This is a genomic window from Luteirhabdus pelagi (assembly GCF_016827595.1).
GTDB lineage: Bacteria > Bacteroidota > Bacteroidia > Flavobacteriales > Flavobacteriaceae > Luteirhabdus > Luteirhabdus pelagi.
This window is the reverse complement of record NZ_JAECMS010000020.1, coordinates 1-2,045: the sequence shown is the minus strand read 5'-3', so window position 1 is coordinate 2,045 and position 2,045 is coordinate 1. Positions and strand designations below refer to the sequence as shown.

At 32.3% G+C, this 2,045-nt stretch carries 2 protein-coding genes; both read left to right on the top strand.

The window, feature by feature from the left end:
* Nucleotides 1-169: 169 nt before the first annotated feature.
* Nucleotides 170-655 (top strand): hypothetical protein, encoded by a 486-nt coding sequence (locus tag I4Q58_RS15360; RefSeq protein ID WP_203296793.1) that lies wholly within the window; start codon nucleotides 170-172, stop codon nucleotides 653-655.
* A 744-nt stretch (nucleotides 656-1,399) separates the two neighbouring features.
* Entirely contained in the window at nucleotides 1,400-1,801 is a 402-nt protein-coding gene (locus tag I4Q58_RS15355; protein ID WP_203296792.1) for a hypothetical protein, read from the top strand.
* The last annotated feature ends 244 nt before the right edge of the window (nucleotides 1,802-2,045 follow it).

Below are 2,045 nucleotides of genomic sequence, written 5' to 3'. Positions count from 1 at the left end.
TAAAACACCTGAAATGGTATATAAATTAACAGCGTAAATCAATTTTTAACCTGTAGCCATATTTCAGGACGTGACATTTTGATGCAAAATGAATTTAATGATCGGGAAATATTTGCTTAACTTATTTTGGATTTTGATAATATTGACGTCCTGTCAAAATTCTCGGCCGTTGACAAATTCCTCATTTAGCAGAGCAATGAAAAATAATGAATTTAGCCAAGCTGAATTAGTCTCTGTTGGAATCGACACCTCCGATTACTTCATTGCATATTCAAATTGGATCGGTCCTTATAATTTTGAATCTGCTGAACGAGAAGATTATAGAATAAAAAATGACTCTTATGATTCGCCAATGGCAGAGAATAAATTTATCAGATTTGGCTCTGATGGGACGCTTGAGTTTTATTCAATTTCAAGAAATGAGTTATTGAGAGGTGAAAGTTTGAATCAACAAAGGACTATGGTTGGAGTTTATGATATACATAAAAACTTGATTCATACAAAAAGGTACTTGGGAATTGGGCACGGTCCTAAATTAATTCGGGGAAAAATAAGAATTGAAGGTGATACTCTACATTTTATTGAAAAAATGAATATTGGAGTTAATAGTCCTCATAGGCAGTACATAAAAACTGATTTGGATAATTGGGAATAAAAACTACGCACAACAACGTATAACGTTGCATAATGCCTGGGACAGTTAATTGTTTGAAAAAGATTATAAAGAAACCTTTATCCTAACCTAATCGAATAATTTGTAAATTGAAAAACGGCACAACGCACGTTATACAAGACAGTTAGCCACAAGTTTGATGCGAAATTTGATTGAAAAACCTCATTTTATTTTTTTGATTGCGATTCCAATTGTTCTATTGATTGGAATATGGACTAGAAATGATATGATGGATATAAATATCCATGACACCTACTTTATAATTTCTTATGTTGATTTCGCAATATTGATTTCTACCATTTTCGGAATATTTGCTCTTGGATATTGGATTTTGAACAAAACCGGAGTAAGACTATCTAAAAAATTGAATCTAGGTCATTTGATTATGACTTTTGCTTTGCCTATTTCAGCCCTAATCATATCTCATTTTCATAGTAGTGATATAACCAAATATGAATTCAACAAGAATTTGAATTTGATTATAATGATAATCACTCTGATTGCTGTCTTCGGACAAATACTGTTTCCGATTAATATGATTTATGGATTGATCAGAAAAAAGAAACAAACCAGTGGCTAACAACGTATAACGTCGCATAGCGCGAGTGAATTCAACTGCATTGAATTCACTCAGAAACAACATCTCTCCTTCCCTAATTGAAAATTATGTAAATTGTCAGTCGCGCAACGCGCGTTATACAAATCCGTTGTGCTTAATATTTCAAAATGAAAAAGATTAAGATTTTTATTTTAATGCTGATTGGAATTGCATCTTATTCCCAGAATCAATCTGATACACAAAACTCCGGTGAATCTAAAGAAAAAGTGATTATTACTGAGCTGACATGTGAATTTGGATTTGAAAAAGCAATAAGTGATTTTGAGAATGGAGACTTTTATTGTTTTGATTTCGGAAATATCTATACTCACGAAAAAAGGTGGAACTCCTTTTTTAAAAATTATATAGAGGAAGAGTATGGAATTATTCTGAAAAGTAGAGGGTGTGTGATTCTGCCAAGTGACCAATGTTATGATAAAAAAATGAATGAATTGATTTTTGAAAAATATGGTAATGATATATTTCAAAGAGCACGAAAAAAAGCGAAAGAATTATATAATAGAATCTGATGAAAATACTAAGCACAACAACGTATAACGCGCATTCGGCGCGTGATGGCTATACGATTGAAAAGGACTACAGAAACGTAATTTTCGCTACGATTGAAAAAACCGTAAATTGACCGGGCGCCAAACGCGAAGCGTTATACAAAACCGTTATGTATAATTTTAATGACTGCATCGTCCTGAAATAGGTTGACTAAAAATTAACCCTTTTAGTACTATACCTTATGAAAGACAAAAAACCACCCTG

What these genes read in the sequence shown, in the direction of transcription:
- I4Q58_RS15355 (WP_203296792.1), top strand. Translation starts at nt 1,400, where the DNA reads ATGAAAAAGATTAAGATTTTTATTTTAATGCTGATTGGAATTGCATCT.